Raw genomic sequence first — 20,233 nt, forward strand, 5'->3', positions numbered from 1 at the left:
ATCGAAGGCTACTGGTGTTCGACAGTGGTGAGTTGAGTGGGGAGTTCGGTGGGGAGTTCCACCGTGACCCGGAAGCCGCCCCGGGGCGCCGGGCCCGAGTCGAGGGTGCCGCCTGCCGTCGCGACGCGTTCGCGCAGGCCTCGGAGGCCGGTTCCCGGGGGGCCTTCGGCCGGGCCGCGGCCGTCGTCCGTGACCGTGAGGCGGACCCGGTCGGCCGTGCCGTCGAGGGCTATCACGCAGCGGGTCGCGCCGCTGTGCCGTACCGCGTTCGTCGCGGACTCCCGGACGACCCAGCCCAGGAGGGCCTCCGTCTGCGGCTCCAGGAGCGGGCCCGAGCGGCGTACGACCGGATCGATGCCGGCGGAGGAGAGCGCGTCGCGCGCCCGGTCCAGCTCCGTGGCGAGGCTGCCCTCGCGGTAGCCCGTGACCGCCTCCCTGATCTCGGTGAGCGCCTGGCGGCCCACCGACTCGATGTCCGCGAGCTGGGACAGCGCGGCGTCGAGGTCGTGCGGCGCCAGACGGCGTACCGCCTCCGACTTCACCACGACCACCGAGAGGGTGTGGCCGAGGAGGTCGTGCAGGTCGCGCGAGAAGCGGAGCCGCTCCTTCTCCACCGCCGCCCGGGCCAGTTCCTCCCGGGTCGCCCGCAGCGTCCGGACCGTGTCGTCCAGGGCGAGGATCGCCGCCGTCACCATGACCGAGATGAACGTCCCGTACACCACGCTGACCGAGTCCCAGTCGTCCCGCCAGAACGTCACTGCCCCGGCCCCCACGACCAGGGGGACGGTGATCAGGGTCAGCTTTCTGCCCCGGCGTACCACCGCTCCCACCGCCAGGCCGAGCAGCGGGAAGAAGAGCAGCCACTCCCTTCCGTAGCCGATGGCCAGGGCGAAGGTGAGCGCCCCCAGCGCGGCGAGGAGGGTCCAGGTCAGCGGGGACTCGCGGAGCTCCGGGACGAACGCGCGGAAGATGATCGCGATGTAGAGGGTGTTGAAGGTGACCAGGCCGAGGCCGCCGATCCAGGGGTTCGGGGCCTCGCCCCCGAGGAGGTGGGAGAGCGCGCCCATCCCCATCAGGAGCCAGGGGAGGAGGCTCAGTCCGGTCGGGCCCCGGTCCGAGTGGGCTCGTGCCACCCTTTTCCACCGTCGCCAGGTCCTCATGTCCGCTGCCCCATCCCCGTACGCTCCTTCACGCCGTCCTTGCCGAACGACGGTACGAGACCGCCGCGTACATGCCGAAGAGTGCCGTCCACACCGCCAGGACGGCCAGGGCCGCCGCGCCCGGCGCCCTGCCCTCCGTCAGCGCCACGCCCAGCTCCGCGAAGCGGTTCGTCGGGGTGTACGCGGAGATCGCGCGGAGCCAGGACGGGAAGAGGACGGTCGGGAACCAGAGGCCGCCGACCACCGCGAGGCCGAGGTTGCAGGCCACGTTGACGACGCCCGTCGTCTGGGCGGAGAGGCGGTAGCCGTTGCCGATGCCGAGGAGGGTGAAGGGGAGGGAGCCCAGCCAGAGTACGAGGGAGAGCGCCGGCCACTGCCAGGCCTCCAGTCGCACGCCGTTGGCCAGGCCGCCCGCGAGGAGGACGCCCGCGATCGCCGGGAGGACGACCACCGAGCCGGTCAGCGCGCGGCCCGTCACCACCTGGCGCGGGGTCATCGGCGTGACGCGCAGCTGCCGCAGCCAGCCCGTGGACTTGTCCTCGGCGACCCCGGTGCCCAGGGACAGCGCGGCGCCGAGCGCCCCGTACGCCGCCATGCCGACCATCGCGGCCGTCCGGAACGATCCGTCGTCCGTACCGAGGTTGGTGAAGAGGAGGTACATCATCACCGGGACGCCGATCGTCGAGATCGTGAAACCGGCGTCGCGCAGGGTGCGGCGCACTTCCAGGCGGACGTATGCGGTGATCACGACGTGAACTCCCAGGACTCGTGGCGCTGGTCGGGCTTGTGGGTGAGGGCGAGGAACGCGTCGTTCAGGGAGACCGGGGCGACCTCCAGGGCCCGGATCGCGTCCCGGGCGGCGAGGGCGCGGACCGTGGCGTCGGAGTCGGCGGTACGCAGCCGGGCGCGGTCGCCGCGGATCTCGACGGAGGCGACGCCGGGCAGCGTCCCGAGCCACTCCGTCGGGCCGCCCGCCAGGTCGAAGGCGACGAGGCTGCCGCCGGCCGCCCGCTTGAGCTCCTCGCCCGTGCCGTCGGCGAGGAGCCGGCCGGAGTCGAGGACGACGATCCGGTCGGCGTGCGCGTCGGCCTCCTCCAGGTAGTGGGTGGAGAACAGGACGGTGTTGCCCCGGCGCGCGTAGCCGCGCATGGCGTCCCAGAACTCCTGGCGCGCCTCGACGTCGAGGGCGTTCGTCGGCTCGTCCAGGACGATCAGCTCCGGGTTCCCGGCGAGCGCGACGGCGAAGCGGACCCTCTGGACCTGGCCGCCCGAGAGCCGCTCGACCCGGCGGTCGGCCAGGCCGGTCAGACCGGCGAGCGCCAGGGCCTCCGGCACCGGCATCGGCGAGGGGTACGTCCGGGCGACGAAGGCGATCAGCTCGCGGACCGTGACCCGGGGGACCGGCCGGCCCTCCTGGAGCATCGCGCCCACCCGGCCCGCCGCGACGGCGCGGGCCGGGTCCCCGCCGAGGATCCGGACGCGGCCGCTGTCGGGTGCGTCGAGGCCGAGGAGCAGGCCGATGGCCGTGGACTTGCCGGCGCCGTTCCGGCCGAGCAGGGCCACGGTCTCGCCGGGCGGGACGGCGAGGTCGAGGCCGTCGACGGCGCGGACCGGTCCGTACGCCTTGGAAGCGGCCTCGAAGGCGACCGCGGCGGGTTCGTTCGTCATACGGACGACGCTACGAATCCGGCGGCCCCGTCCGGCAGGCGTGAACGTACGGACCTGGCCGTGACAAATGTCCCGGGACCGTCTGCTGACGGCTCGTCAGGTAGGGGGTGCCGACAGGGTTCCCAACTCCTCCCGCCTCGGCTATACATGAGATCCACCGACCTAGAACGCGTTCTAGAACGGCCGCGTTCCGGGACGGTCCCGCACGGCCTCGGTGCGACCGACGGTGCGGACGGTCGCGCCGAGGTCTTTCCCGCCACCTCGCCCACGAGGAGCAGCAGCCCGATGCCGATCGACCCCGCCAAGGCCGTCGCCGCCGAACCCCGCAGCGCCGAGATCTCCTGGGACCACAAGGACGTCCAGCTCTACCACCTGGGCCTGGGCGCCGGCCTGCCGGCGACCGACCCCGACGAGCTTCGCTACACCCTGGAGTCCAGGCTCCACGTCCTCCCCAGCTTCGCCACCGTCGCGGGCGCCGGCATGGGCGTCGTCGGAGGGCTCTCCGCCCCCGGCATCGACATCGACCTCGCCGCCGTCCTGCACGGCGGCCAGTCGGTCACGCTCCACCGGCCCGTCCCCGTCAGCGGCCGCGCCGTCTCCACCTCCCGCGTCGCCGCCGTCTACGACAAGGGCAAGGCCGCCGTCCTCGTCCTGCGCTCCGAGGCCTCCGACGCCGACGGCCCGCTCTGGACCAACGACGCCCAGATCTTCGTCCGCGGCGAAGGCGGCTGGGGCGGCGACCGCGGCCCCTCCGAGCGCCTCGCGCTCCCGGAGCGGGAGCCCGACGCCACCGTCGAGCGGCCGATCCGCGAGGAACAGGCCCTGCTCTACCGGCTCTCCGGCGACTGGAACCCGCTCCACGCCGACCCCGAGTTCGCCAAGCTCGCGGGCTTCGACCGGCCGATCCTGCACGGCCTCTGCTCGTACGGCATGACCCTCAAGGCCGTCGTCGACACCCTGCTCGACGGGGACGTCACCCGGGTCCGCTCGTACCGCACGCGCTTCGCCGGGATCGTCTTCCCCGGCGAGACCCTGCGCCTGCGGATGTGGGCCGGCGAGGACAGCGTCCAGGTGGCGGTCACCGCGGTGGAGCGCGACGACGCCCCCGTACTCGCCGACACCGTCGTCGAGCACTCCTGACACCTAGACCCATTCCCGTACTCCTGTACTCCCGTACTCCTGTACTCCTGTACTCCTGAGGGGAGCCGCACCATGCGCGCAGCCGTACTGCACGAGATCGGCCAGGACAAACTCGAAGTCCTCGACGACGTCGAGGCGGTGGGCTTCGGCCCCGGCAAGGTGCGGATCCGCGTCCGCGCCACCGGCCTCTGCCACTCCGACGTCTCCGCGATGAGCGGCGTCCTGCCGCAGCCCGCCCCCTTCATCCCCGGCCACGAGGGCGCGGGCGAGATCCTCGACATCGGCGACGGAGTCACCCACCTGACCCCGGGCCAGCGCGTCCTGCTCTGCTGGCTGCCCGCCTGCGGCACCTGTCCCGCCTGCAAGCGCGGCCAGACACAGCTCTGCCTGGCCGGCTTCATGAACGCCGGCACGCCCAACTTCAAGCGCCCCGGCGGGGACGTCTTCGGCTTCGCCGGCACCGGCACCTTCACCGAGGAGGTCGTCGTCCCCGCGGGCTGCGCCGTCCCCATCCCCGACGACGTGCCCTTCGACATCGCGGCCCTCATCGGCTGCGGCGTCACCACGGGTCTCGGCGCGGCCATCAACACCGCGAAGGTGGAGGCCGGTTCGTCGGTCGCCGTCATCGGCTGCGGCGGCGTCGGCATCTCCACGATCCAGGGCGCCAAGCTCCAGGGCGCCGCCCAGATCATCGCCGTCGACCCCGTCGAGTCCCGGCGCGAGGCCGCACTGCGCTTCGGCGCCACGGAGGCCGTCGCCCCGGACGCGCTCGCCGACGCCAAGCAGCGGATCACCGGCGGGGAGGGCTTCGACTACGTCTTCGAGGTCGTCGGCAAGTCCGCCACCGCCCGCACCGCCTACGAGACGACCCGGCGCGGCGGCACGCTCTGCGTCGTCGGCGCGGGCGCCCTCGACGACTTCCTCCAGTTCAACATGTTCGAGCTCTTCTTCGACGAGAAGAAGATCCTGCCCTCCATGTACGGCGGCGGGGACGTGCTCACGTCGTACGAGCGGACCATCGCGCTCTGGCGGGCCGGCCGCGTCGACCTGGAGTCGCTCATCACCCACCGGGTGCCGCTGGCCGGGATCAACGAGGCGCTGGAGCAGATGCGTACGGGCACGGCACTCCGCACCTGCATCGAGATCTGAGACCTGAGATCCGAGACCTGAGAGGACTTCTGCGAGATGTCACTCCCTCTTGAGGGTTTGAGCGCGATCGTCACCGGCGCCGGACGGGGCCTCGGCCGCGCCGAGGCGCTCGAACTGGCCCGGCTCGGCGCGGCCGTCGTCGTCAACGACTACGGGCAGGCCGGCCGCGACGGCTCCGGGGACGCCTCCGCCGCGCCCGCCGAGGAGGTCGCCGCGGAGATCCGCGCGGCGGGCGGCCGGGCGGTCGCCCACCTCGGCGACGTCTCCGACTTCGAGACGGCGCGGGGCCTGGTCGACCTGGCGGTGGCCGAGTTCGGGAAGCTGGACGTCCTGGTCAACAACGCGGGCATCCTGCGCGACCGGATGGTCTTCTCGATGAGCGAGGACGAGTGGGACTCCGTCGTACGAGTCCACCTCAAGGGCCACTTCAACACCACCCACTTCGCGGCGGTGCACTGGCGGGGCCGCTCCAAGGCGGGGGAGACCGGCGTCTACGGCCGGATCGTCAACACCTCCTCCGAGGCCTTCCTCGCCGGCTCGGCCGGCCAGCCCAACTACGCGGCGGCCAAGGGCGGCATCGTGGGCCTGACGACCTCGTCGGCGCTCGCGCTCGCCCGGTACGGGGTCACGGCCAACGCGATCTGCCCGCGGGCCAGGACCCGCATGACGGAGGACGTCTTCGCGGGCTTCGCCGAACCGACGGCCGAGGGTGACCTCGACCCGCTGTCCCCGGAGCACGTGGCGCCGCTCGTCGGCTACCTCGCCTCCCCTGCGGCGGCCGGGGTCAACGGCCAGCTGCTCGTCGTCCACGGCGGGATGGTGGCGGTCGTGGACAGGCCCAGGGTGTCGGCCAAGTTCGACACGGCCAAGGAGGCGTTCACGTACGAGGAACTGGACTCCGTGCTGACCCCGCACTACGCGTCCCGCCCGGCGGGCGAGACGTTCGCCGCGGCGGAGGTGCTGGGGCTGAAGAAGGGCTGACCGGGAGGTCGGCCCGGGTGGGGGAACGGTGAAGGGCCCCGGGGAGACCCGGGGCCCTTCACCGCGCTCGACTACTACTCGGTCACTGCGCGACGGGTTCGCGACGGTGGCGCCCGTGCGGCGAGGACGTGGAGTCCTCCGCAGGCGACGCCTCACCGCGATGCCTTCCGGAACCGTTCGGCTCCTTACCCTCCGTGCTTGCTTCCGACATGGTGCAACTCACCCCGTATGAATCGGTCGTTCGGTCTTGCTGTGCAACCCGTGAGTTTAATGACGCGGAGTCCGTCATGTCCCGTCGTACGTGGCCCGGGCCCGGTCGATCGCCTCGACGTGCCGCTCGGCCCAGCCGGCGAGGACGACCAGCGAGTCGTACAGCTCCCGCGCCATCGGCGTCGCCGTGTACTCGACCCTCGGCGGCACGGTCGGGAAGACGGTGCGGGTCAGCAGGCCGTCGCGCTCCAGATTGCGCAGGGTCAGCGTCAGCATGCGGCGGCTGATGCCCTTGAGCTGCCGCTCCAGTTCGGTGAAGCGGACCGGGCCCTGCGAGGTGGCCAGCAGGATGCCGACGCTCCACTTCCCGCTGACCCTGCCGAGGACGTCGAGCACCGAACAGGCGGTCTCCGCGTCGGGATTCTCGCACTCCTTCACGGCGCTGACCTGGATGGTCACATCGGTGTTCCCCTGAGACATGAATGTGCCTCCTTCCGCTCCGGCCCATGGTCCCAGACCATGATCCCTGTCACCGGAACGGATCGATCAGGGGGAGTCACCATGGCGGACAGGATTCGCGTAGGAGTGGTCGGGGCGCACGCCGAGCGTGGCTGGGGGCGCGCCATCCACCTGCCGGCCCTGACGGCCTCGCGGGACGACTACGAGATCACCGCGGTCGCCGGTACGAGCACGGAGTCGGCGCGCGCGGCGGCCGAGGTGTGGGGAGCCCGGCACGCCTTCGACGACGCCCGGGATCTGATGGCGCACCCCGAGGTCGACCTGGTCACCGTCGCCGTACAACTCCCGCAGCGGGACGGCCTGGTGGACGCGGCGATCGCGGCCGGCAAGCACGTGTACAGCGAGTGGCCGCTGGCGCTCGACGCGGCGACCGCCGAGCGGTTCCGTACGAGCGCGGAGGCGGCCGGCGTCCGGGCCGCGGTCGGGCTGCAGTCCCGCCACCACCCGATGGTGCGGTACCTGCGCGACCTGCTCGCCGAGGGCGTGGTCGGCGAGGTCCTCTCCACCTCGCTCACCTACTCGCTCGCGGCGCCCGAGGTCTGGTCGCAGCGGTACACGGCGCTGTTCGACCAGACCAAGGGCGCCAACCACGTGGCGGTCGTCGGCGGCCACTCCCTCGACATGTACCGGTCGATCGTGGGTGACTTCGCCGAGCTGTCGGCGTCCCTGACGACCCGGATCCGCACGGTCACCCTTCAGGAGACCGGCGAGGAGATCGAGGTGACCTCGCCGGACCAGATCGTGGTGGCGGGCCTGCTGGAGTCGGGGGCCGCGGCCTCCGCGCACTTCATGACGGGCGGACCGCGGGGCGACGGCTTCCGCGTCGAGGTGCACGGACGGTCCGGCCGGCTCGTCCTGCGTTCCACCGACGACTCGCTGGTCGGACCCGAGTTCGTCCTCACGCGCGCGGACGCCAACGGCGGCCCCGTCGAGACGCTCGCGCTGCCCGAGCGCTACCGCCCGGCGGCGGGCGGGGTGCCGTCGCCGGTGAGCAACGTGCACCAGGTGTATGCGGATCTGGCGCGGGCGATCCGTACCGGCGAACCCTTCGACCCCGACTTCGGCACGGCGGTGCGCACGCACCGCCTCCTCGACGCGATCAAGCGGTCCGCCGAGACGGGCCGGCGGGAGCGGCTCGGCTGAACGCGTGTCGGTACGGAGCCCCGTCTCAGTCCGTGGGCTTGCGGTCGGCCAGCGGCGCCTGCTGCAACGGCACCGGGCGGCACACGCGGGGCTCGTCGGCGGCCACCACCACCCGTACCGCCGGCACGGGCTCCGGCTCGGGCGGGGTCTCCAGGTCCGCGAGGCCGCACGGCGCCCCGGCCGTCGCGTACGGCAGCCGCAGGACGCCCTCGGCCGTCCACAGTCCCGCGCCGGGCAGCCAGCCCACGGGCGCGGCCGACTGGACCATTCGGCGGGACGAGGGCTCCCAGGTCCCCACCCAGCTGCCGCCCGCCGCGTCGATCCGCAGCGCCACCGAGCAGCTCTCCGGCATCAGGACCTGCCCGGGCTGCACCGCGAACGGCGTCACCGTCGCGTCGTCGAGCCGCAGGCACTCCGGGAACCGCACCGGCAGCAGGCTGCCGAGCACGCCCCAGCCGAGCCGCTCGCGCCCCGGCGTCGGCGCGTCGGAGCCGATGAGGAGCAGCCCGCTGTCCGGGTCGGCGAGGAGCAGCCGGTCGTCGCTCTCCTCGGTGATCTGGAGCAGCGGTGTCACCTCGCCGCCCCGCTCCAGGTCGACGGCGACGGCCTTCACGGGTCCGTCGTCCAGCCGCCGGTCGAGCGCGAGCATGCGGCCCGTACGGTCGAGCCACACCCCGCCCGAGCAGCGGCCCTTGACCTCGGCGACCTGCTCGGGGCCGAAGGCGCCGCCCGCGACGAGCCAGAGCGTCGTCGTGTCGGGGCCGACGCACATCGCGTACGCGCAGATGCCGTCCGGCGAGGGCGGCAGCAGGACCAGCCGCTCGGAGCCGGGCGCCTCCACCGCGCCGAGCTGGAGCTCCCCGGTGGCCGGTCCTGTGGGGTAGAGCAGCGAGAACGTGTTCCGCCGCCCGTCCACGCGGCGGGCGACGAGCACGCGGCCGTCCGCGAGGGGCAGCAGCCGGGTGTGCGGTTCCTCCGGCTGGCCGAGGGGGAGCGGGACGGCGTACGGCTCGGGGCCGTCGAGCGTCCACCGCTCCACGTACAGGGCGTCACCGGCGCCCGCGAGCCTGGCCGCGTACGCGCCGTTGGCCGTGATCGTGAAGCCGGCCGACCCGGTGGGGTCCTTGTCGCGGTCGTCGTCCTCGGCCGCGGTCTCGATGGCACACGCTGTCATCGACTCGTCACCTCCGGCCACGAAGCTAGTTTTCGCACTTCCTGCCGAACAACACGAGCAGGGTCACTTCACACATAAGGGTGGTCGTCCGGCGATTCTGCTGAGGGGGAGGGGGTGGCTGTGCTGGAGTGACCGGTGATGAGTAAGGTAAGGCGACCCTAAGCGGAGTCTGTGGCTCCGGTCGGTCGTGCCCGAATCCCTGCATCCCCGTATCAGGAGCCTTCTCATGTCCTTCCGCCGTCGCGGCACCGCCACCGTCGTCGCCCTCGCCGCCGCGCTCTCCCTCGCGGCCTGCGGAGGAGGGGACGGAGGGTCCGACACCTCCGCGAAGGAGGACGCGACCAAGAAGAAGGACGTCGCCACCGGCGGCAAGGACTTCGGCGACGCCGCCGCCAAGACCGCCGCCATGGGGACCGACGCCAAGCCGGGCCAGTTCCCGCGCACGCTCACCCACGCCCTCGGCACGACCGAGCTCAAGGCCGCCCCCAAGCGGGTCGTCGTCCTCGACGTCGGCGAGCTCGACAACGTCGTCTCCCTCGGCGTCCAGCCCGTCGGCTACGCCCCCTCCGAGGGCGACGAGGCCATCCCGGGCTACCTCGGGAAGGACGCGGGCACCCCGAAGTCCGTCGGCACCATCAACAACCTCAACCTGGAGGCCATCGCCAACCTCCAGCCCGACCTCATCCTCGGCAGCCAGCTGCGCGCCGCCGACAAGTACGACGAGCTGTCGAAGATCGCGCCGACCGTCTTCTCCATCCGCCCGGGCTTCACCTGGAAGGAGAACTACCTCCTCAACGCCGCCGCGCTCGACAAGACGGCCGAGGCGAAGACGAAGCTCTCCGCGTACGAGACGAAGGCGAAGCAGCTGGGCACGGACATCGGCCCGAACAAGCCGACCATCTCGATGGTCCGCTACCTCCCCGGCAAGATCCGCCTCTACGCGAAGGCCTCCTTCATCGGCACGATCCTGGAGGACACCGGTCTGCCCCGGCCGAAGAACCAGCAGATCGACGAGCTCGCCGCCGAGATCAGCCCGGAGAAGATCGACGACGCCGACGCCGACTGGATCTTCACCGGCGTCTACGGCGACGCCAAGGCCACCAAGAAGGACGCCGCCCAGGGCAACCCGCTCTGGAAGAACCTGACGGCCGTCAAGGCCGGCCAGGCCAAGGACGTCCCGGACGAGACCTGGTACCTCGGCCTCGGCGTGACCGCGGCGAACAGCGTCCTCGACGACCTGCGCACCGACCTCGTGAAGAAGTAGCCCGCGGGAGCGCCTGATGCCGGTTCGGCGGCGGGCGCTCTTTCGTCCGACACCACCGCGACCACGCATTGAGGAACCACGACGGCGCCCCGCCACTTCCGCGAGAGCGGCGCCGGTTTAGGCGCAAAGAGGAGCCAGGTAGCCTTTCCTTCGTGCCCCGTCTGTCTGAAGTCATCGCCGCGCTCGACGCCCTCTGGCCGCCCCAGCGGGCCGAGCAGTGGGACGCCGTCGGCACCGTCTGCGGCGACCCCGACGCCGAGGTCACCCGCGTCCTGTTCGCCGTCGACCCCGTCCAGGAGATCGCCGACGAGGCGATCGCCCTCGGCGCCGACCTGCTCGTCACCCACCACCCGCTCTACCTGCGCGGTACGACGACGGTCGCGGCCGGCCACTTCAAGGGCCGCGTCGTGCACAACCTCATCAAGCACGACGTCGCCCTCCACGTCGCGCACACCAACGCCGACACCGCCGAGCCCGGCGTCTCCGACGCCCTCGCCGGCGCGCTCGACCTCCGGGTCACCGGCCCCCTCGTGCCCGAGAACAACCTCGGCCGGATCTGCGAGCTCGACCACCCCGAGACCCTCGCCGAGTTCGCGGCCCGCGCCGCGAAGCGGCTGCCCGCCACCGCGCAGGGCATCCGGGTCGCCGGCGACCCCGACATGACCGTCCGCCGCGTCGCCGTCAGCGGCGGCTCCGGCGACAGCCTCTTCGACGCCGTACGGGCCGCGGGCGTGGACGCCTTCCTCACCGCCGACCTGCGCCACCACCCGGTCTCCGAGGCCACCCAACAGTCCCCCTTGGGCCTGGTCGACGCCGCCCACTGGGCCACCGAATGGCCCTGGTGCGAGCAGGCCGCCGCCCAGCTCGACGAGATTTCCGACCGCCACGGCTGGGACCTCCGCGTCCACGTCTCGAAGACGGTCACCGACCCCTGGTCCGCCCACCACACCTCCCCTGGAGCCCCCAACTGAACGCCGCGCCCGCCGACCAGATCCGCCTCCTCGACGTCCAGGCCCTGGACGTCCGACTCCAGCAGCTCGCCCACAAGCGCAAGTCGCTCCCCGAGCACGCCGAGATCGAGTCGCTGGCCAAGGACCTCACGCAGCTGCGCGACCTGCTCGTCGCCGCGCAGACCGAGGAGAGCGACTGCGGCCGCGAGCAGACCAAGTCCGAGCAGGACGTCGACCTGGTCCGCCAGCGCGCCGCCCGCGACCAGCAGCGGCTCGATTCCGGCGCCGCCTCCCCGCGGGACCTGGAGAACCTCCAGCGCGAGATCGTCTCCCTCGCCAAGCGCCAGGGCGATCTGGAAGAGATCGTCCTGGAGGTCATGGAGCGCCGCGAGTCCGCCCAGGAGCGCGTCGCCGAGCTGACCGAGCGGGTCTCCGCCGTCCAGGCCAAGACCGACGACGCCACCGCCCGGCGCGACGCCGCCCAGGGCGAGCTGGACGCCGAGTCCGCGTCCGTCACCAAGGAGCGCGAGCTCGTCGCGGGCTCCGTCCCGGCCGACCTGCTCAAGCTGTACGAGAAGCTGCGCGAGCAGCAGGGCGGAGTCGGCGCGGCGCGGCTGTACCAGCGCAAGTGCGAGGGCTGCCACATCGAACTCAACATCACCGAGCTGAACGACGTCCGGGCCGCCGCCCGCGACGCCGTCGTCCGGTGCGAGAACTGCCGCCGGATCCTGGTCCGCACCTCGGAGTCCGGTCTGTAATGCCGTCTCCGTCTTCGCGAGAGGTGATCGTCGAGGCCGACGGGGGCTCCCGGGGCAACCCGGGGCCCGCCGGTTACGGGGCGGTCGTCCTGGACCCCGTGACGGGCGAGACGCTCGCGGAGGCGGCCGAGTACATCGGCGTGGCGACGAACAACGTCGCCGAGTACAAGGGCCTGGTGGCGGGGCTCACGGCGGCCCGGGCGCTCTTCCCGGACGCCACCGTCCACGTCCGCATGGACTCCAAGCTGGTCGTCGAGCAGATGTCCGGCCGCTGGAAGATCAAGCACCCGGACATGAAGCCGCTGGCCGCCGCGGCCGGACGGATCTTCCCGCCCGGCCAGGTCCGCTACGAGTGGATCCCGCGCGAGCTGAACAAGCACGCGGACCGGCTCGCCAACGAGGCGATGGACGCGGGCAAGCAGGGCCGCCAGTGGGGGCCGTCCGCCTCGACGGCCGCGCTGGGCGCGGCGGGTGCCGCCGTCCTGGCCCCGTCGGGCCCGCCCGGCGACGCGGCGGCGGGCGCGGCCCGCGCGCGTGCGGCGCTGTCGGGGACCTCCGGGGCGGGGACCTCCGGGGCCGGTGCCTCCGAGGCCGGTGCCTCCGGGGTCGGGACCCCCGCCACCTCCGAACAGCTCGACGACGGGCTGTTCACACCCGACGAGGCCGTCGCCGCGCAGGCCCGCGCCTCCCTCGCCTCGGCGGCGCGGACGGAGACGACCACCCACGCGGAGAAGGCTCCGCAGGGGTGGGCCGGGCCCGACATGGGCGCGCCGGCGACGTTCGTGCTGCTGCGCCACGGCGAGACCGCGCTCACGCCCGAGAAGCGGTTCTCGGGGAGCGGTGGCACCGACCCCGAGCTGTCGGCCGCCGGGCTGCGCCAGGCCGAGGCCGTCGCCGAGGCGCTCGCCGCGCGCGGCACGATCCAGGAGATCGTCAGCTCGCCCCTCACCCGCTGCCGCCAGACCGCCGCCGCCGTCGCCGCCCGCCTCGGGCTCGACGTCCAGGTCGACCGGGGGCTGCGCGAGACCGACTTCGGGGCCTGGGAGGGCCTGACCTTCGGCGAGGTTCGCGAGAAGTACCCCGACGACCTCGACGCCTGGCTGGCCTCCCCGAAGGCCGCGCCGACCGGCGGCGGCGAGAGCTTCGCGGCCGTCGCCCGCCGCGTCGCGGCCGCCCGGGACCGGCTGACCGCCGCCCACGCGGGCCGTACCGTCCTCCTCGTCACCCACGTCACCCCGATCAAGACCCTGGTCCGGCTCGCGCTCGGCGCCCCGCCGGAGTCGCTGTTCCGGATGGAGCTGTCGGCGGCCTCGATCTCGGCGGTGGCCTACTACGCCGACGGCAACGCGTCCGTACGGCTCCTCAACGACACCTCGCACCTGCGCTGAAAACGGCTGGACCTCCGGCCCCCGGCGTACCATCATCGCCGTTCATGACCTGGTACTTCACCGAGGACGTCGACACCTTCCGCACCGCTGCGGGGGGCCTGCTCGCCGCTGAGGCGGCCCGTAACACCGCCGTGCTCACGATGATGGACTCGGCGGGACGGCTCGGCTGGTGGGCCGAGCCCGACGGCCGGGTCACCGGGGTGCTCGCGGTGTCCCCGCCGCGCGAGCCCTCCTTCGGGGCCGTGACCGTGGAGGCGGCCCGCGCCCTCGTCCTTCCCGAGGTCTTCCCCGAGGGCGAGGAGCCGACGACCGTACGGGGCGAGACGGCGGCCGTCGAGGCCTTCGCGGAGGCGTTCGCCGGGGCCACGGGCCGCCCCTGGCGGACCACCGTGCGGATGCGGCTCTTCCGGCTCGGCGAACTCACCCCGCCGGACCCCGCCCCGGCCGGCCGCGCCCGCGTCGCCACCGAGGCCGACATCCCGTTCACCGCCGCCTGGGCGCGGGAGTTCGCCCGTGACGTCGGCGAGGACGTCACGGGCCAGGACTACACCGGGCACGTCACGGACCGGATCACCGACGGCCGCCTTCTCCTCTGGGAGGCAACCGACGGGCGTCCCGTGTCGATGGCGTCCGTCTCGCGCACCATCGAGGGCCAGGCCCGCGTCCACCTCGTCTACACCCCGCCCGCCGAGCGCGGCCGCGGCTACGCGGCCGGTGCCGTCGAGGCCGTCAGCCGGGCCGCCCTCGACGGCGGAGCCGCGCACGTCCTCCTCTTCACGGACCTCGCCAACCCCACCAGCAACGCCCTCTACCAGCGGCTCGGCTACCGCCCGGTGACCGACCACCTGACGGTCGCGTTCACCGCTCCAGGAGACTGACGGGGGTTCCGGCGGGGGTCCGGAGCGCCGCCGCCCCGCGTGCGAGGGCCTCGACCCGGGCCCAGTCGCGGGCCGCGAGGGCGTCGGGCGGCAGCATCCACGTACCGCCGACGCAGCCGACGTTCGGAAGGGACAGGTAGGCGGGGGCGGAGGCGAGGGAGACGCCGCCCGTCGGACAGAAGCGGGCCTGCGGGAGCGGGCCCGCGAGGGACTTCAGATACGGGACGCCGCCCGCCGCCTCCGCCGGGAAGAACTTCATGTCCTCCACCCCGCGTTCGAGCAGCGCCACGACCTCCGAGGCCGTCGAGACGCCCGGCAGGAAGGGCACGCCCGACTCCCGCAGCGCGCCGAGGAGCCGCTCGGTCCACCCGGGGCTCACCAGGAACCGGGCCCCGGCGCCGACCGCGTCCACGACCCCCGCCGCCGAGACGACCGTGCCCGCGCCGACGACCGCCTCCGGCACCTCCGCCGCGATCGCCCGGAGGGCGTCGAGCGCGGCGGGGGTACGGAGGGTGATCTCGATCAGCGGCAGCCCGCCGGCGACGAGAGCGCGGGCGAGCGGGACGGCGTCGGCGGCGTCCTCGATCACCACGACGGGGACGACGGGGGACGCCGGGGCAAGGTCGAACACGCTCGTCATGGGCCTCATCGTGCCCATGGCGAGCGTGACGCGCAACGGGCGTTGCGCAGGGTGCAATGAAGGGCTTAGTGGATCTCGTCCACCAGGACGTCAAGCGCCCCCGCCTTGCCGCCCTCCTCCACCACGTACTTCAGATCCCGCAGCGCCACGGCCAGCTCCTCCGGCGAACCCGGCTCCGCGCCCGCCTCCAGGAGGCTCCGCACGATCCGGCCCTTCGTCGCCTTGTTGAAGTGGCTGACCACCTTCCGGGTCGGCGCGTGCAGCACCCGCACCGTCGCCGTCCGCGCGGACAGCTCCCCCTTCGGCTTCCACGCCGACGCGTACGCCGACGAGCGCAGGTCCAGGACCAGCCCGTCCCCGGCCGCCTCCGGCAGCACGGACGCCATCGCGCCCCGCCAGTGCGCACCCAGCGCGCCGAGCCCCGGCAGCTTGACCCCCATCGAGCAGCGGTACGACGGAATCCGGTCCGTCACCTTCACCGCGCCCCACAGCCCCGAGAAGACGAGCAGGGACCGCCCCGCGCGCTTCCGGGCCGCCGCGTCCAGGGTCGCCAGACCCAGCGCGTCGTACAGGACGCCCGTGTAGACCTCGCCCGCCGGGCGCGCGCCCGCCGTCCGCAGCTCGACGTTCTTCGCGACCTCGCCGCGCAGCCCCTCACTCAGCCCGAGGACCTCCCGCGCCTTCTCCTCGTCGGCCGCGCACAGCTCGACCAGCTCGTCCAGGACCGCGGCCCGCGCCTCCGCGAGCCCCGGCAGGGACAGCGACTCCGGCTTGAGCGGCGCCCCGCGCCCCGAGGAGGCCTTGCCTTCGGAGGGCGGCAACAGCACGAGCACGGTGGTTCTCCTTCGTACGGACGGGGTGGGGGTGCGGCCCCGGCCACCCAGCCTACAAAGTGCCGCGCCCCCTCCCTCCCCCTACGCTCGATGCATGCCACGCCGCCACATTCACGTGACCGGCGCAGCCGAGGCTCCGCTGCGGGCCGCCCTGCGCGCACTCCGTACCGAGCTCGCGATCCCCGACGCCTTCCCGCCCGCCGTCCTCGCCGAGGCCGAGGCCGCCGCGAAGGCGCCCCGGCTCCCCGCGTACGACGCCACCGACCTGCCGTTCCTCACGATCGACCCGCCGACCTCCACCGACCTCGACCAGGCCATGCACCTGGCCCGGCGGGCCGACGGCGGCTACCGCGTCCACTACGCCATCGCCGACGTCGCCGCCTTCGTCGCACCCGGCTCCGCGCTCGACGCCGAGGCCCACCGGCGGGTCCTCACCCTCTACTTTCCCGACGGCAAGGTCCCCCTCCACCCCACCGTCCTCTCCGAAGGCGCCGCCAGCCTCCTCCCCGGCGAACCCCGCCCCGCGCTGCTCTGGCGCATCGACCTCGACGCCGAAGGGCGCAGGGTCGCCACCGACGTGCGCCGCGCCCTCGTCCGCAGCCGCGCCAAGCTCGACTACGCGGGCGTGCAGCGGCAGATCAACGCCGGCACGGCCGAGGAACCCCTCGTCCTCCTCCGCGAGGTCGGACGGCTCCGCGAGGCCCTCGAAGGCGAGCGCGGCGGGATCTCCCTCAGCGTCCCCGAGCAGGAGATCGTCGAGACCGACCACACGTACTCCCTGGCCTACCGGGCGCCGCTCCCCGTCGACGGCTGGAACGCCCAGATCTCCCTGCTCACCGGCATGGCCGCCGCCGACCTCATGACCGCCGCCGGCACCGGCATCCTCCGCACCCTGCCCACGGCCCCCGACGGCGCGGTCGCCCGGCTGCGCCGCTCCGCGCGGGCCCTCGGCGTCGACTGGCCGCACCACGTCTCGTACGCGGACGTCGTCCGCTCCGCCGACCCCACGAACCCGCGCCACGCCGCCTTCCTCCAGGAGTGCACCACCCTCCTGCGCGGCGCCGGGTACACCGTCTTCACCGACGGCCACATCCCCACCCCGGCCGTGCACGCCGCCGTCGCCGACGAGTACACGCACTGCACGGCCCCGCTGCGCAGACTCGTCGACCGGTACGCGGGCGAGCTGTGCCTGGCGGCGGTCGCGGGGAACGAACCGCCCGAGTGGGTACGGGCCGCGCTGCCCACGCTCCCCGACGAGATGGCGGCGGGCACGCGCCGCGCCAACACCGTCGAGCGCGAGAGCGTCGACATCGTCGAGGCGGCGCTCCTGAAGGAACGGGTCGGCGAGGTCTTCGACGCGTACGTGATCGACGTGAAGGAGCGCGAACCGGCCGTCGGCACCGTCCACCTGGAGGACCCGGCGGTCGTCGCCCGGATCGAGGGCGGCACCTCCCACCTGCCGCTGGGGGAGTGGCTGCGGGTCAGGCTCGCGGCGGCGGACCCGGGGTCGGCGAAGGTGCTGTTCGCGCCCGCGTGAGGGCGTCGGCCAGGGCCTTCGGGTCGTCGGCGTGGACCCGCACGATCCGTACCGGCCGGGGCGCGCCGAGCAGCCGGGGCGCGTCGACGGGCTCGGTCAGCTCGATCGTGACGGAGGTCTGGGACCCGACGGCGAGGTTCAGCTCGCCCTCGGTCTTCTCGTGCGAGAACAGCGACTCGCGGCGGACGGAGGCGATCAGGCCGAGCGGTACGGGTACGTCGACGTGGGCCGCCTGCCGCAGCCGCAGGACGTCACCGGTCAGGACGTGCGGCCGGGTCACGGAGGCCGCGTGCAGGCCCAGCACGAACAGCACGGTGTAGACGTCGAGGACGAGGACGACCGCGTGGACGACGGGCCAGTCGGCGAGCAGGTACGACATGCCGACCGTCTCGACGAGGCAGACGAACGCGAAGCCGTACATCAGCGCGGCCTGGTCACGGGCGTGCGGGAAGACCCCGTCCGCGCCGCCGACGCCGTGCGGCCGCCGCGCGACCCACCGCACCAGGCTCGTCATCAGCCGCAGCTCGTGCCCGAGGAGCCGGAGCACGGCCTCGGGCACGAGCTCCGCCACGGCCTCCCGGGTGGAGAGCCCACGCCGCCGCAACCGGAGGTAGACGAGTCCGGTGACCGTCAGGAGGGTCACGGTCACCACCTCGGTGACGGCGAGGACGGCGCCGGGTATCCGTACCCCGGCGACGAGGCAGACGGCGAGGACGACCTCGGCGGGGAGGGCGGTGTAGGCGAAGAGCCGCAGGATGCGGATGATCCCGGCACGCTCACGTGTGTCGCTGGTCATCGGGCACCTTCCTGTGGGTCCTGTCGTTCCTGGACGAGCCGCATCGCGAGGCGGACGGCGGCGGACTGCGCGGGGGCGAGGTCGCCGAAGAAGACGTCCGCGAGCCCGCCCGCCCCCTCGGCGGGCAGCTCCAGGCCCGCCTCGTCCGGCAGACAGGCGGCGAGCACCCGGGCGGCCTCGGCCACCCGGGGGTCGTCGGGCTCCGCCCCGGCGAGGGCGTCGAGGCGCGCGTACACCTCGTGCGCGTACTCGGCGGCCCCCTGCAGCAGACCGACCAGCTTGGCCCGCTCCTCCTCCGGCACGACGGTGTCGAGCAGGGCGAGGATCTCGCGGTCCTTCGCCGCCATGGGCGAGTCGGACACCGGGCCGAGCCCGGCAAGCAGCTCGCCGAACTCCGCCGACACGGGCCCCTCGGCGGGCAGCAGCCCGTCCCGCGCCCGGTCGAGCAGCGCGGCGAGCCGCTCCCGCCGCTCCCGGATGACCGCCTCCTGCCGGGCGAGGTCCTCCTCCAGCTCCCGGAGCACCTCCACGAGCCCGCGCCCCTCGTCGTCCGCGAGCACCCCGCGCACCTCGTCGAGGCCGAGCCCCAGCTCGGTCAGCCGCCGGATCCGGGCGAGCAGCACGGCGTCCCGGATCCCGTACTCCCGGTACCCGTTGGCCCGCCGCGCGGGCTCGGGCAGCAGCCCCGACTGGTGGTAGTGCCGCACGGCCCGCGGGGTGACCCCGACGAGCGCGGCGATCTCGCCGATACGCATGGCCCCAGTAGAAACCCTGACGCTGCGACAAGGTCAAGCGGTCACTCCGGGGCCTGCCCCCGATCATGTGCCACGATCGGGGGAACGACCCCGATCACAGGGACGGCGGGTACCTCGATGTCCGACGATCACGACATGACTGCCATGCCGCACCCACCACTCACGCAGGCCGACGGCCTGCTGGAGGGCTTCCTGGCGCTGGACACGCCGGAGGGCTTCCGGGCGGAGCTGATCGAAGGGGAGATCGTCGTGACGCCGCCGCCGGACGGGGACCACGAGGACTGCATCGGATTGATCGTCGGGCAGGTCTACCGGCGATCACGGACCGACATGCAGTTCTCCGGCAACAAGGGTCTGACGCTCAAGGAGGCACCCGGCGCCCCGAGGGACCACGTCATCCCGGACGGGACCTTCGCGCCTCAGGCGCTGCGTCTGTACCGGGGCGCCGACTCCTGGATGCCCTGCGACGGTGTGGCGATGGTGCTGGAAGTCACCTCGCGCCGGGCGAACGTCGACCGTGACATCAAGCGCCGCTGCTACGCACGTGGCGGCATCCCGCTCTACCTGCTCGTGGACCGGGACACGTCCACGGTGACGCTCTTCAGAGATCCGGAGGACGGCGAGTACCTCCGGCGCGACCTCGCGCCCTTCGGCAAGTCGCTCCCGCTCCCCGCCCCCTTCGGCTTCGACCTGGAGACGGCCGACTTCCTCTGAAACGGCGGGTAGCATGGTCGGCACGGCAGACGAGCCGGGCGGGCGGCCGCGTGGAGATCCTCGGATCTCCCCGAGGAACGTCCGGGCTCCACAGAGCAGGGTGGTGGCTAACGGCCACCCGGGGTGACCCGCGGGACAGTGCCACAGAAAACAGACCGCCGGGGATTTCGGTCCTCGGTAAGGGTGAAACGGTGGTGTAAGAGACCACCAGCGCCTGAGGTGACTCAGGCGGCTAGGTAAACCCCACTCGGAGCAAGGTCAAGAGGGGACACCCCGGTGTCCCTGCGCGGATGTTCGAGGGCTGCTCGCCCGAGTCCGCGGGTAGACCGCAGGAGGCCGGCGGCAACGCCGGTCCTAGATGGATGGCCGTCGCCCCGACGACCGCGAGGTCCCGGGGCACAGAACCCGGCGTACAGCCCGACTCGTCTGCCCCACCTGGGGCTTTGCCTCGAATAGGGCCTCTGACCTGCGTCGGAGGCCCTTTCCGCTCTTTCGGGGGCTTGCCGCGTTAGGCGGCGGAAAGTCCCTCTAAAGTCCCTCGGACAACACTGAAAGTCCCTGAAAAATCGGAGAACC

General features: G+C 73.2%; 20 protein-coding genes and 1 other RNA gene. 12 read left to right on the forward strand and 9 right to left on the reverse strand.

Going from position 1 to position 20,233, the window contains the following annotated elements:
* Positions 1-8: 8 nt before the first annotated feature.
* The 3 genes from OG357_RS27980 to OG357_RS27990 are packed head-to-tail and all read right to left on the reverse strand — an operon-like array spanning position 9 to position 2,828.
* On the reverse strand, positions 9-1,160 hold the full coding sequence (locus OG357_RS27980) for a sensor histidine kinase (protein ID WP_443066744.1): 1,152 nt from the start codon (positions 1,158-1,160) through the stop codon (positions 9-11).
* A gap of 28 nt (positions 1,161-1,188) precedes the next feature.
* Positions 1,189-1,905: an ABC transporter permease gene (locus OG357_RS27985; protein WP_329625721.1), complete on the reverse strand. Its 717-nt coding sequence runs from the start codon at positions 1,903-1,905 to the stop codon at positions 1,189-1,191.
* Positions 1,905-2,828, reverse strand: a complete 924-nt coding sequence (locus tag OG357_RS27990; RefSeq protein WP_329623778.1) for an ABC transporter ATP-binding protein — start codon at positions 2,826-2,828, stop codon at positions 1,905-1,907. Before OG357_RS27990 ends, OG357_RS27985 begins: the two co-directional genes overlap by 1 nt.
* Before the next feature lie 285 nt (positions 2,829-3,113).
* Here OG357_RS27990 and OG357_RS27995 point away from each other — a divergent pair, with 285 nt between their 5' ends.
* The 3 genes from OG357_RS27995 to OG357_RS28005 all read left to right on the forward strand — a co-directional run bounded on the left by OG357_RS27995 (position 3,114) and on the right by OG357_RS28005 (position 6,098).
* On the forward strand, positions 3,114-3,968 hold the full coding sequence (locus tag OG357_RS27995) for a MaoC/PaaZ C-terminal domain-containing protein (RefSeq protein ID WP_329623779.1): 855 nt from the start codon (positions 3,114-3,116) through the stop codon (positions 3,966-3,968).
* Positions 3,969-4,040: 72 nt separating this feature from the next.
* The gene (locus tag OG357_RS28000; RefSeq protein ID WP_329623780.1) at positions 4,041-5,117 is read left to right on the forward strand and encodes a Zn-dependent alcohol dehydrogenase; all 1,077 of its coding nucleotides are present in this window, start codon (positions 4,041-4,043) and stop codon (positions 5,115-5,117) included.
* Positions 5,118-5,153: 36 nt separating this feature from the next.
* A complete protein-coding gene (locus tag OG357_RS28005) occupies positions 5,154-6,098 on the forward strand; it encodes a 3-oxoacyl-ACP reductase (protein WP_329623781.1) in 945 nt (314 codons plus the stop codon).
* A gap of 285 nt (positions 6,099-6,383) precedes the next feature.
* On the opposite strand, the gene OG357_RS28010 is transcribed toward OG357_RS28005, so the two are convergent.
* Positions 6,384-6,788: a winged helix-turn-helix transcriptional regulator gene (locus OG357_RS28010; protein ID WP_329623782.1), complete on the reverse strand. Its 405-nt coding sequence runs from the start codon at positions 6,786-6,788 to the stop codon at positions 6,384-6,386.
* Positions 6,789-6,869: 81 nt separating this feature from the next.
* On the opposite strand from OG357_RS28010, the gene OG357_RS28015 reads away from it, so the two are divergent.
* A complete protein-coding gene (locus tag OG357_RS28015; RefSeq protein ID WP_329623783.1) occupies positions 6,870-7,970 on the forward strand; it encodes a Gfo/Idh/MocA family protein in 1,101 nt (366 codons plus the stop codon).
* Between the two features lie 25 nt (positions 7,971-7,995).
* Here the strand turns inward: OG357_RS28015 and OG357_RS28020 are convergent, their stop codons facing one another.
* Complete coding sequence (locus tag OG357_RS28020; RefSeq protein WP_329623784.1) at positions 7,996-9,144, reverse strand: hypothetical protein; 1,149 nt, start codon at positions 9,142-9,144, stop codon at positions 7,996-7,998.
* 226 nt (positions 9,145-9,370) lie between these two features.
* Here OG357_RS28020 and OG357_RS28025 point away from each other — a divergent pair, with 226 nt between their 5' ends.
* The 5 genes from OG357_RS28025 (at position 9,371) to OG357_RS28045 (ending at position 14,382) form a co-directional block, all read left to right on the forward strand.
* Complete coding sequence (locus OG357_RS28025; protein ID WP_329623785.1) at positions 9,371-10,408, forward strand: ABC transporter substrate-binding protein; 1,038 nt, start codon at positions 9,371-9,373, stop codon at positions 10,406-10,408.
* 152 nt (positions 10,409-10,560) lie between these two features.
* Positions 10,561-11,379, forward strand: coding sequence for a Nif3-like dinuclear metal center hexameric protein (locus OG357_RS28030; protein ID WP_329623786.1), 819 nt, complete (start codon positions 10,561-10,563; stop codon positions 11,377-11,379).
* Positions 11,376-12,116: a zinc ribbon domain-containing protein gene (locus OG357_RS28035; RefSeq protein ID WP_329625722.1), complete on the forward strand. Its 741-nt coding sequence runs from the start codon at positions 11,376-11,378 to the stop codon at positions 12,114-12,116. The genes OG357_RS28030 and OG357_RS28035 overlap by 4 nt, the downstream gene beginning before the upstream one ends.
* The gene (locus OG357_RS28040) at positions 12,116-13,504 is read left to right on the forward strand and encodes a bifunctional RNase H/acid phosphatase (protein ID WP_329623787.1); all 1,389 of its coding nucleotides are present in this window, start codon (positions 12,116-12,118) and stop codon (positions 13,502-13,504) included. The genes OG357_RS28035 and OG357_RS28040 overlap by 1 nt, the downstream gene beginning before the upstream one ends.
* Positions 13,505-13,548: 44 nt before the next feature.
* On the forward strand, positions 13,549-14,382 hold the full coding sequence (locus OG357_RS28045; RefSeq protein ID WP_329623788.1) for a GNAT family N-acetyltransferase: 834 nt from the start codon (positions 13,549-13,551) through the stop codon (positions 14,380-14,382).
* Here the strand turns inward: OG357_RS28045 and eda are convergent.
* Together eda and yaaA are read right to left on the reverse strand one after the other, a co-directional pair.
* The gene (gene eda, locus OG357_RS28050; RefSeq protein ID WP_329623789.1) at positions 14,363-15,022 is read right to left on the reverse strand and encodes a bifunctional 4-hydroxy-2-oxoglutarate aldolase/2-dehydro-3-deoxy-phosphogluconate aldolase; all 660 of its coding nucleotides are present in this window, start codon (positions 15,020-15,022) and stop codon (positions 14,363-14,365) included. The genes OG357_RS28045 and eda overlap by 20 nt on opposite strands.
* A gap of 65 nt (positions 15,023-15,087) precedes the next feature.
* A complete protein-coding gene (gene yaaA, locus OG357_RS28055; protein ID WP_329623790.1) occupies positions 15,088-15,855 on the reverse strand; it encodes a peroxide stress protein YaaA in 768 nt (255 codons plus the stop codon).
* 94 nt (positions 15,856-15,949) lie between these two features.
* Here yaaA and OG357_RS28060 point away from each other — a divergent pair, with 94 nt between their 5' ends.
* Positions 15,950-17,392 (forward strand): RNB domain-containing ribonuclease, encoded by a 1,443-nt coding sequence (locus OG357_RS28060; protein WP_329623791.1) that lies wholly within the window; start codon positions 15,950-15,952, stop codon positions 17,390-17,392.
* Here OG357_RS28060 and OG357_RS28065 read toward each other — a convergent pair.
* Positions 17,337-18,188: a hypothetical protein gene (locus OG357_RS28065; RefSeq protein ID WP_329623792.1), complete on the reverse strand. Its 852-nt coding sequence runs from the start codon at positions 18,186-18,188 to the stop codon at positions 17,337-17,339. The two genes, OG357_RS28060 and OG357_RS28065, sit on opposite strands and share 56 nt — an antisense overlap.
* Positions 18,185-18,943, reverse strand: coding sequence for a MerR family transcriptional regulator (locus tag OG357_RS28070; RefSeq protein WP_329623793.1), 759 nt, complete (start codon positions 18,941-18,943; stop codon positions 18,185-18,187). Before OG357_RS28070 ends, OG357_RS28065 begins: the two co-directional genes overlap by 4 nt.
* Before the next feature lie 135 nt (positions 18,944-19,078).
* On the opposite strand from OG357_RS28070, the gene OG357_RS28075 reads away from it, so the two are divergent.
* Together OG357_RS28075 and rnpB are read left to right on the forward strand one after the other, a co-directional pair.
* The gene (locus OG357_RS28075) at positions 19,079-19,657 is read left to right on the forward strand and encodes a Uma2 family endonuclease (protein ID WP_329623794.1); all 579 of its coding nucleotides are present in this window, start codon (positions 19,079-19,081) and stop codon (positions 19,655-19,657) included.
* A 30-nt stretch (positions 19,658-19,687) separates the two neighbouring features.
* An RNA gene (gene rnpB / locus OG357_RS28080) (RNase P RNA component class A) lies at positions 19,688-20,086 on the forward strand.
* The last annotated feature ends 147 nt before the right edge of the window (positions 20,087-20,233 follow it).

Source organism: Streptomyces sp. NBC_01255, from assembly GCF_036226445.1.
In the GTDB taxonomy this organism is placed as follows: Bacteria; Actinomycetota; Actinomycetes; order Streptomycetales; family Streptomycetaceae; genus Streptomyces.

Bases quoted from the DNA above. Each gene is read 5' to 3' on its own strand.
- OG357_RS28010 (WP_329623782.1), bottom strand. From the start codon at position 6,788: ATGTCTCAGGGGAACACCGATGTGACCATCCAGGTCAGCGCCGTGAAG.
- OG357_RS28020 (WP_329623784.1), bottom strand. From the start codon at position 9,144: ATGACAGCGTGTGCCATCGAGACCGCGGCCGAGGACGACGACCGCGAC.
- OG357_RS27980 (WP_443066744.1), bottom strand. From the start codon at position 1,160: ATGAGGACCTGGCGACGGTGGAAAAGGGTGGCACGAGCCCACTCGGAC.
- OG357_RS28040 (WP_329623787.1), top strand. From the start codon at position 12,116: ATGCCGTCTCCGTCTTCGCGAGAGGTGATCGTCGAGGCCGACGGGGGC.
- OG357_RS27995 (WP_329623779.1), top strand. From the start codon at position 3,114: ATGCCGATCGACCCCGCCAAGGCCGTCGCCGCCGAACCCCGCAGCGCC.
- OG357_RS28045 (WP_329623788.1), top strand. From the start codon at position 13,549: ATGACCTGGTACTTCACCGAGGACGTCGACACCTTCCGCACCGCTGCG.
- OG357_RS28005 (WP_329623781.1), top strand. From the start codon at position 5,154: ATGTCACTCCCTCTTGAGGGTTTGAGCGCGATCGTCACCGGCGCCGGA.
- OG357_RS28015 (WP_329623783.1), top strand. From the start codon at position 6,870: ATGGCGGACAGGATTCGCGTAGGAGTGGTCGGGGCGCACGCCGAGCGT.
- OG357_RS28000 (WP_329623780.1), top strand. From the start codon at position 4,041: ATGCGCGCAGCCGTACTGCACGAGATCGGCCAGGACAAACTCGAAGTC.
- OG357_RS28025 (WP_329623785.1), top strand. From the start codon at position 9,371: ATGTCCTTCCGCCGTCGCGGCACCGCCACCGTCGTCGCCCTCGCCGCC.
- OG357_RS28075 (WP_329623794.1), top strand. From the start codon at position 19,079: ATGACTGCCATGCCGCACCCACCACTCACGCAGGCCGACGGCCTGCTG.
- eda (WP_329623789.1), bottom strand. From the start codon at position 15,022: ATGACGAGCGTGTTCGACCTTGCCCCGGCGTCCCCCGTCGTCCCCGTC.
- OG357_RS28070 (WP_329623793.1), bottom strand. From the start codon at position 18,943: ATGCGTATCGGCGAGATCGCCGCGCTCGTCGGGGTCACCCCGCGGGCC.
- OG357_RS27990 (WP_329623778.1), bottom strand. From the start codon at position 2,828: ATGACGAACGAACCCGCCGCGGTCGCCTTCGAGGCCGCTTCCAAGGCG.
- OG357_RS28060 (WP_329623791.1), top strand. From the start codon at position 15,950: ATGCCACGCCGCCACATTCACGTGACCGGCGCAGCCGAGGCTCCGCTG.
- OG357_RS28065 (WP_329623792.1), bottom strand. From the start codon at position 18,188: ATGACCAGCGACACACGTGAGCGTGCCGGGATCATCCGCATCCTGCGG.